Annotated in this window: 3 protein-coding genes; all 3 read right to left on the bottom strand. The window is 74.2% G+C overall.

Translation table 11 applies throughout. The features are described from left to right. The coding region (locus MCAG_RS34020; RefSeq protein ID WP_036375456.1) for a hypothetical protein at positions 1–211 on the bottom strand (211 nt) is incomplete at its 3' end. Next, complete coding sequence (locus MCAG_RS27020) at positions 208–1,257, bottom strand: polyketide synthase dehydratase domain-containing protein (protein WP_007076126.1); 1,050 nt, start codon at positions 1,255–1,257, stop codon at positions 208–210. The genes MCAG_RS34020 and MCAG_RS27020, both read right to left, overlap by 4 nt. Positions 1,258–1,474: 217 nt before the next feature. Further along, a complete protein-coding gene (locus tag MCAG_RS27015; RefSeq protein WP_007076125.1) occupies positions 1,475–9,388 on the bottom strand; it encodes an SDR family NAD(P)-dependent oxidoreductase in 7,914 nt (2,637 codons plus the stop codon). Positions 9,389–9,394 lie beyond the last annotated feature (6 nt).

Raw genomic sequence — 9,394 nt, 5'->3', positions numbered from 1 at the left:
CAGCATCATCACCACCAACCACCAACACACACCACGCCGACACATCACCCAAAGACGCAGACTCCACCACCCACCGCTCCGCCAAACCCACCACCACGGGCTCGGGCGCGGCGGCGCGCAGGCGCCGGATCTGGGCCGCTGCCTCGGCCGGGGTGAGGAGTCCCGAGCGGACCTGTTCCAGCAGCTCGTCGGTCTTCGGGGTGACGGTCACTGCATCTCCTCGAGCTGGTTTTTGGCGTCACTGATGTCGATATGCCCAGAAGCGAGCCGGCTGAGCATCCGTTCAAGCTCGTCCAAGGGCCCCGTTCCGTTCACGTCGTCGGTTGGCGGTACGGCGGCCACCGGCCCCGTGGCACCGTCGCCGGGCATCGCCCGCAGCGTCAGGTTCCGCAGCCGTACCCGGGGAAGGCCGGTGTCGTCGAGCAGGTCCACGTCGAGCCGGCGACCGCCGGACCCGGCGACTCCCGCCGCCGGTCGCGCGTACGCCCAGCCGGCGGCCGGAACCGGGCCGAGGATCTCTACGCCGCCCAGGTCGAAGGGCACGTACGGCTGGTCCGTGCCAGGGTCGGTCAGGTCGTCGCGGAAGCCGATCGCGCTCTGCAGGGCCGCGTCGAGCACCGACGGGTGCAGGACGAAGCCGGTGGACGGCGTACCGGCCGGCAGCACGACTCGGGCCAGCACGGCGTCCGGCGTGCGGTAAAGCGCTTCGATCCCACGGAACGACGGTCCGTAGTGGAGTCCGGAGTCGTCGAAGATCCGGTAGCACGCGGTCCCGGCCAGGGGCTCCGACGCCCGGTTACGCAGTGCCACGAGGTCGACGGGTGCCGGCTGGGCAAGCCGCGCCGCTCCGGTCGGGGTCAGCCGGCCCCTGGCATGCAGCACCGTGCCGTCGAGGCTGGTCACCTCGAACGCCAGCGCGACGCCCTCGGATCGCAACCCGACGTCGACCGTCAGCCCGCCGCCGGTCACCACCAGCGGCCGGAACCACACGACGCCGTGCAGCCGGCCGATGGGTTCCTCCGCCACCAGTTCCCCGGCCGCCCGTGCCAACTCCAACTGGGCCACGCCGGGCAGCGTCGGACGGCCGGCGACCACGTGGTCGGCCAGCACGAACTCGGCGCCGGTGAAGTGGGTCCGGAAGCGGTATCCGCGCAGGGTGGAGACGTTCGCGCCGAGCAGCGGGTGCGGCCGGGCGGCACCGGCGTCGACCGGCGTGTCCGGACCGGCCGCCGGTCCGGCGAAGGCGGCAGCCGACACCGGAGACGGCAGCGACGGCGGGAACGGCGGAGACGGCGGGAACGGCGGAGACGGCGGGAACGGCGGAGACGGCGGGAACGGCGGAGACGGCGGAGACTGCACCCAGTATCGGTCACCGGCGAAGGGGTACGTCGGCAGCGGCAGTCGCCGGCAGCCCGCCTCGTCGAACAGCGTCGCCCACGGCGGGGTTCTCGCCGTGCCGGGAAGGCACGTACCGTTACGTCGAGGCGAGCCTCTCGAGGCAGGTCCGCCCCGGACGTCCCCGCCCGTCGTCCAGGGCACCCGCCGGGCCGGGGCGGGCCGAGGCGGGTTCGGCCGGCAGGGGCTCGGTACCGGCCAGTGCCGCGTCGATCCGGTCGGCCAGCTCCGCCAGCCCGGTCACCACCCAACCGGTGCGGTACGCCAGGTGGGCACGGCCGAGCGCCAGTGTGAAGGCGATGTCGCGCAGGTCGGCGTCCGGGTTGGCGCGCAGCCAGGCCCGCAGGTCGACCAGGCGGGCACGCAGCGTCTCAGGCGTGTGCCCGGACACCGGTACCGGGTACGTCGGGAACGCCGGTGCCGGTGCCGGCCCGACCTCGACCGGCTCGCGGACCACGAGGTGCGCGTTGGTCCCGCTGAACCCGAACGAGCTGATCGCCGCGAAGCGGGGCCCGCCATCCGGTTTCTTCCAGGGGCGGCAGCGGGTGTTCACCTGGAACGGTGAGTTGGCGAAGTCGATGAGCCTGTTCTCCCGATCCACGTTGACGGTCGGCACGAGGGTGCGGTGGTGCAGGCAGAGCAGGGTCTTGAGCAGGCCCGCCATGCCAGCGGTGGCGAGTGTGTGGCCGATGTTCGACTTGATCGAGCCGATCGCGCAGTAGCCGGTCCGGTCGGTGAAGCGGCGAAACGCGTCGGTGAGCGCGTCCACCTCGATCGGGTCGCCCAGTCGGGTGCCGGTGCCGTGCGCCTCGACGTAGGTGATGCGGTCCGGGTCGATGCCGTACCGCTCGTAGACCGACACCTCCAGCGCGGTCTGGGACGGGCCGTTGGGCGCCATGATGCCGCTGGTCTGGCCGTCCTGGTTGACGCCCGAACCGGCAATCACCCCGTACACGTGGTCGCCGTCGCGCAGCGCGTCCGGCAGGCTCTTGAGCACGACGATGCCCACGCCCTCACCCGGTACGAAACCGTCCGCGTCTTCGGCGAAGGTCTTGCACAGCCCGGCGGGGGAGATCATCCCAGCCCGACTCGCCAGATGGTGGAAAAACGGCGTGGTCATCAGCATCACGCCGCCGACCAGCGCGGTCTCGACCGTGCCCCTCCGGATCGCTTCACACGCCATGTCCACCGCGACCAGCGAGGACGAGCAGGCGGTGTTCACCGTGATGCTCGGCCCCTTGAGGTCGAGCAGGTACGGCAGCCGCGCGGAGAGGATCGCCTCGCTGTTGCCGGCGAAGGCGTGCGAGTCCGGATCGACCCCGCTCTCCTCGACCAGCCGGTAGTAGTCGTTGCCGTTGAAGCCGACGTAGACACCGCAGGCCCGGCCGCGCAGCGAGTCCGGCGAGTGGCCGGCGTCCTCCAGCGCCCGCCACGCCTCCTCGAGGAAGAGCCGGTGCTGCGGGTCCATCAACGCCGCCTCACGGGGCGAGATGTTGAAGAACAGCGGATCGAAGCGGTCGATGTCGGTGAGGAACCCACCCCGCTTGCTGTACGTGAGACCGGGCCGCCGGGCGTCGTACGGGTTGTCCGCCGACCACCGGTCGCCCTCGCCGACGGTGCACCGGCCGGCGCGCAGGTTGTCCCACAGTTCCGCGAGATCGCGGGCACCGGGGAAGCGGCCGGACATGCCGATCACGGCGATCTCCAGCGGGCGCTGCGTCCCGCCGTCGCGCCGACCGGTACCCGGCTCGTCCGAAACGGGTACGGCGTCGACCACGACCGGAGCGGGCTCGACCCGGATCGGAGCGGGGCCGGTCGGAACGGGAACGGGCTCGCCCCGCATCGGTACCGGGTCGACCGGGCTGGGCACCGGGTCCACCGGGACCGGAGCGGGTTCGCCGCCCGGGGCGGGTGGGGTCGCCGGGTCGGCCGACGGGAGTACCGGGTCGAAGTGCTGTCCGATGTGCACGGCCAGCTTCGCGGGGGTGGCGTAGTTGAACAGGTCGGTGGAGCGGATACGGACGCCCAGCGTCGTGTTGATCGTGTTGGCGATCTCGATGGCGAGCACCGAGTCGACGCCCCGGTCCGCGTGCGGCCCGTCCGGGTCCAGGTCGGCCGGATCGATCCGCAGCGCCTGGGCGATCGTCGCCAGGACCGCCGCGCCAACCGCATCACCCGACGGGACCGGAGCCGACGACCGGTCGGACGCGGCCGGCACCACCGACGCGTCCGATGCCACCGACGTGCCCGACACGGACGCGACCGCCGCGACGGACGGGGACCCGGACCGGACCGGCGCCACGGACGGGGCCGCACCGGACACTCCGCCGGCCGGGGAACGCCCGGGAACGCACATGCCGTCGCTGACCGCCACCAGGACGCTCTGCTGGGCGGTGAGGCTCGGCGGGCAGTCGGCACCGAGGCCGAGCACCACCGTGTCCCGGAATCCCGCACCGGCCAGCGCCGCCAGCCACGCGTCCCGGTCGAGCATCGGCGCGTCCGGGATGCGCAACATCGCGTCGGTGTACCGCCACCAGCCGTCGAGCAGCCCGAACGTCAGCGTGGCGTAGTCGTGCACCCGGGTGCCCTCGTTGATCACGAGCCAGCCGCCCGGCGCCAGCAGCCGCTTGGCCTGGGCCAGCGCCACCGCCACGTCCGAGGTGGCGTGCAGCACGTTGGTCGCCAGCACCAGGTTGGCCTCACCCGGGACGAAGTCCTGCCCGGCGACGTCGCGTTCGATGTCGAGCACCCGGAACTTGGCCGCCGGGAACTGTGGGCCGAAGCGTTCGGCGGCCCGCCAGACGAACTGGTGGGACACATCGGTGAACACGTACCGCAGCCGGTCGGCGTACGGGCGCAGCACGCGGAACAGCACCTCGCTGGTGGCTCCGCTGCCGGCACCGATCTCCACGACACGTACCGGTGCGGCGCCGTCGGACGTGCGCCGTCGGACGAACTCCGCCACCGCGTACCCGACCAGGTCGTTGAAGTGGCCGGTCACCTCGTCACCGGCGTAGATGCCGTCGAGCAGTTCACCGGAACCACCCGGGAAGAGCACCTCGGTCGCCGGGACCCGCCCGGCGAGCACCTGCGGGTAGCGGGACAGGCACGCGTCGAGCAGCCGCAGGTGGGGCCGCATCGCCGGATGCTCGGCGGCCAGCCGCCGAGCCTCGTCGGCCACCGGCACCCCCGGGACGTCGGCCGCCGCGGTGACGAGCAGCCGCTCGCCGTCGCGGGTCAGCCAACCGGCCCGGACGAGCAGGTTGACCAGGGCGGTGAGCAGCCGTTCGTGGTCGGCGGACACCCCGAGGATCTCGCGCAGCTCGTCGAGGCTGCTCCGCTGCCCGGCGGCGGTGAGCACACCGGCCCCGCGCAGCGTCTCCAGCAACCAGCGGCGGGCCAGCGCGTCCAGGGCGTCCCAGGCCACACCGGCCCGGCGAACGGTGTCCACGGCGAGCCGGGGCGGGTCCGCCAGCAGCCGGGCCGGCGGCGGGAGCGCCGGCTCGGCCGGCACACCGACCACAGCCGCCGGGGTCGCGGCATCATCCGGCCCGGCCGACGGGCCGACCCGCAGCACTTGGGCCAGCCGGGACGGGTCCGTCCGCACGGCGAGGACCTGGTCGACCGGACCCGCCAGCAGCCGGGTGACGACCTCCATACCCTCGGCCGGCTCGATGGACCGGGCGCCCTGCGCGGCGAGCCGTCGGGCGTACTCGGGGGTCGCCACCGCGCCGACGCTGCCCCAGTAGCCCCAGTTCACCACGCATACCGGCCAGCGGCCGTGGTGACGCAGCAGCCCGGCGAACGCGTCCTCGTAGGCGGACGCCGCCGCGTAGTTACCCTGCCCGGCGGCGCCCACGAAGGACTGCGCGGAGGAGAGCAGCAGCAGGAAGTCCAGGGATTCCCCGGCCAGCGCGTCGGCGAGCGCCACCATGCCGGCGACCTTCGGCGCGAACACCGCCCGCAACCACTCGTCGCTCATCGACCGCAGCGTGCCGTCGCGCAGCACGAGGGCCGAGTGCACCACGCCGTGCAGCGCCCCGAACCGGCGCCGGACCTGGGCCACGGCCGCACCGAGCGCCGCCGGGTCGCTGACGTCGGCGGACAGGTAAACCGCCTCGCCACCGGCTGCCGCGATCCGGTCGCACAACCGTTGGTGCGCCTCGCCGGGGACGGACCGGCCGACCAGGGCCAGCCGGGCCCGGACCGTCCGGGCCAGGTGTTCGGCCAGCTTTGCACCGATGCCGCCGGCACCGCCGACGATCAGGTAGACCCCGCGCTCCCGGTACGGCGACCGGGCCGCCGGAGGCAGCAGGGCGGGACGCAGCTCACGTACCAGGCGGCGTACGCCGCGCAGCAGCACCTCCTCGCCGACGGGCAGGTCCACCGCCATCACGGCCTGCGCCGCCGCCCCCGGGTCGGCCAAGTCGGCTGCCGCGACGTCCAGCACATGCACCCGCCAGGACGGGTGTTCGCGGGCCGCCGCGCGGGCCAGCCCGTGGCACGTGGCGCCGTACGGGGTGGGGGCGGTGGCGCCGTCGAGCGGGTACACGCCCGCGGTCACCACGCGCAGCGTCAGGGCCGCGTCGGTCCGGCCGGCCGCGCCCAGGGCGCGGACGAGCCGCACCAGACCGAGCGCGGCGTCGTCCCGGTCGGTCTCCGGCAGCACCGCGCCGGGCGGGTCGACCGCCACGACGCAGATCTCCGCGTCGTCCTCGGGCACGCTCGCGGTGGCCAGGTCACCGACGGTGGCGTGCGGATAGCGGCCGGCCAGAGCCTCGGCCAGTGGCCGGCCGGCGGGCGTGGTGAGGATCCAGCCGGCCCGCGCGGGTGGCGTCGCGGGAGCCGGATCCGCCGGCACCCACCGGGGTACGTACAGGTCGGGCAGGCCGGGCCCGGCCGCCTCCGGTACCGCCGGCCGGGTCGTGGTGTCCGCCACATCGGCCGATGCGGGGGTCGGCGGCGTGCCGGGCAGCACCGGGGTGAACCAGTACCGGCTCGGCGCGAACGGGTACGTCGGCAGCGGCGCCCGGCGCGGGGATGCCGCCCGGTGCAGCAACCGCCAGTCGACGGCGACCCCGGCGACCCAGAGCCGGCCGAGCTGGGCCAGTTCGGCCGACTCGCACAACGCCCGCAGGTAGTCCCGTCCGGCCGGGCTGTCCACCAGGGACCGGGCCGCCTCGCCGGCCGCCCCCGCCCTGCCGGTGAGCACGCCCTCGGCGTGGCCGTCCGTGGCGAACCGGGCCAGCAGGTCGGCCGTCTCGGCGATGTCGCCGACCACCACGGCCATCCGCTCGGCCATCGGCTCCCGCCCGGTCTGCAGGGTGTACGCCACGTCGGCCAGGGTCAGGTCCGCCGGGCCACCGCCGTACCCACCGTCGCCGGCGCGGCCAAGGACGGTGGCGAGCCGACCGGCGTACGCCCGCAGCCGCTGCGGGTTCCGCGCGGAAAGCACCAGAAGCTGCGGCCCGCCCGACGGCGGGGCCGGCAGCGGCGGTGCCTCCTCGACCACCAGGTGCACGTTGCTGCCGCCGAACCCGAACGACGACACACCGGCCCGTAGCGGCAGTGGCCGGCCGTCCGAGTCCGGCCAGGGCAGCCACGGTCGGGTCTCCCCCACCACGTGGAACGGCCCGCCGTCCAGGGTCAGGTAGGGGTTGAGCGTGTTCAGGTGCAGCACGCCGGGCAGGGTGCGGTGCCGCAGCGCCAGCACCACCTTGACCAGGCTGGCCACACCGGCGGCCGGCTCGAGGTGGCCGATCTGCGTCTTCACCGAGCCGAGGCCGCAGCCACCGGGACGGAGCGTGCTGCCGGCGGCGCGGGCGGCGGCGGCGAAGCCCTCGGTCAGCCCCTCCACCTCCACCGGGTCGCCCAGCTCGGTGCCGGTGCCGTGGGTTTCGACGTACGAGACGGTGGCCGGGTCCACGCCGGCGTCGGCGAGGGCGGCGGCGACCAACTCGGCCTGGGCGGCGGAGTTCGGCGCGGTGGGCGAGCTGGCCCGGCCGCCGTGGTTGGCCGCACTGCCCCGGATCACCGCGTACACGTGGTCGCCGTCGGCGAGCGCGCGGCGCAGCGGTTTGAGGACCACGACACCGGCGCCCTCGCCGCGCACGTACCCGTCGGCGGCGGCGTCGAAGGTGCGGCATCGGCCGGTCGGCGAGAGCACCCCGGCCTGGTTGGACAGCACGTAGTAGTACGGCGTAAGGATCAGGCTGACCCCACCGGCCAGCGCCGCCTCACACTCCCCCGCGCGCAGCGCGCGCATCGCCCGGTGCACCGCCATCAACGACGACGAGCAGGCGGTGTCCACGGCCTCACTGGGTCCGCGCAGGTTGAGCTGGTAGGACACCCGGTTGGGCAGCATCGTGTGGGCGTTGCCCGTGCCCACCTGCACCTGGCTGATCCCGGCCTCGGTGAGCAACTGCTGGTACTCGGCGAACTGGACGCCGGCGAAGACGCCGATCCGCCGGCCGGACAGTTCGGCGGCCACCCATCCGGCGTCCTCGACGGCGGCCCACGCGGCCTGCAGGAACAGCCGGTGCTGTGGATCCATCAGCTCGGCCTCCCGGGGGGAGATGCCGAAGAAGTCGGCGTCGAACCAGTCGTGCCCGTCGACGAAGCCGCCCCACCTGGACTGGGTGCGGCCCGGCGCGAAGCGTTCCTCGCTGTAGAACTCCCGCCAGTTCCACCGGTCCGCTGGTACCTCGGTGACCAGGTCCTCTCCGGCGACCAGGCGCTGCCAGAACTCGTCGGGGTCGGCGACGCCGGGGAAGACCCCGGCCATGCCGACGATCGCGATCGGCTCCGCGCCGCCGATACCGCCCGGCCCTGCCGGGTCCGGCCCGTCCACCGGTACGGCGGCGGCCCGGGCCACTGGTCCGACCGGTGGCTGGCCGACGACCCGGGTGGCCGGTGCGACAGCAGCGACCGGCGCCGGGTCGGCTGGCGCGGGGACGGGCGGAGCCGGCACGGCGTACCGGGCGCGGATCGCGTCGCCCTTCTCCTCCACCAGGTAGCGAGCCACCTCGGCCAGGGACGACCGGGCGTAGAAGAGGGTGGGTGTGACCGTCACCCCGAACACCTCGCTGAGGCGTCCGGCGAGGTCCCGCAGAGTGATCGAATCGAAGCCGAAGGCGCCCAGGTTCTCGTCCAGGTCCATCCGCTCGGCGTCCACACAGAGCACCTCGGCGGCGATGGCCCGTAGCTCCTCCGCCAGCCGATCCCGCACGACCGCGTCGTCGTGCCCGTCGACCGCGGTGCTCACGGCCACAGCGCCGTTGCTGGCGGCCGCCCCGTTGGCCGGGACGGAACCGGTCGCGGGGGCAAGGCCGTTCACGGGGGCGAGGCCGTTCGGAACGCTGGTGCCGTTCCGGGCGGCGACACCATTCAGGACGGCGGCACCGTACGGATCAGCAGCACCGTTCACGACGGCGGGGACGCCGTCCGGCGCTGCGGGTCGCTCAGAAGCAGGCGCGGATGACGGCGCGGCGGCACCTGTCAGCCGGTCCAGTGCCGCCGGACTGCCGGCCAGGACGAGCGCCTGCGGCCAACCGCCGGACAGGATCCGGTCGAACGCGGCCAGCGCGGCTGGGGTGTCCAGGTACGACAGCTCGGCCGAGGCCAGGTACATCGCCTCGCCGGGCAGGTGCATGCCGCCGTCGCGCCACAGCGGCCAGTTGACGCTGACCGTACGACCCCGGCGCTCGCCCCGGGCCCGGCGCGCCTCGCGGGCTTGCGCGTACCCGTCGAGGTACCGGTTGGCCACCCCGTAGTCGCCCAGTCCGATGTCGCCGAGCAACGCCGCCGCTGAGGAAAACAGCACGAAGGCGTCGAGGTCGTCCCCGCGGGTCGCCTCGTCCAGGGCCCGGACGCCGTCGACCTTCGGTCGCAGCACCGCGTCGACGGCGGCGTCGTCCTTCTCCGGCCACGGTCGGGGATCCATCACCCCGGCCGCGTGCACCACACCGGTCAAGCCGCCGTACCGGGTGCGCACGTCGCG

Origin of the sequence: Micromonospora sp. ATCC 39149, assembly GCF_000158815.1 — a bacterium.
Classification (GTDB): domain Bacteria; phylum Actinomycetota; class Actinomycetes; order Mycobacteriales; family Micromonosporaceae; genus Micromonospora.
The sequence above is the reverse complement of the archived record's forward strand: the minus strand, read 5'-3'. Positions and strand labels throughout refer to the sequence as shown.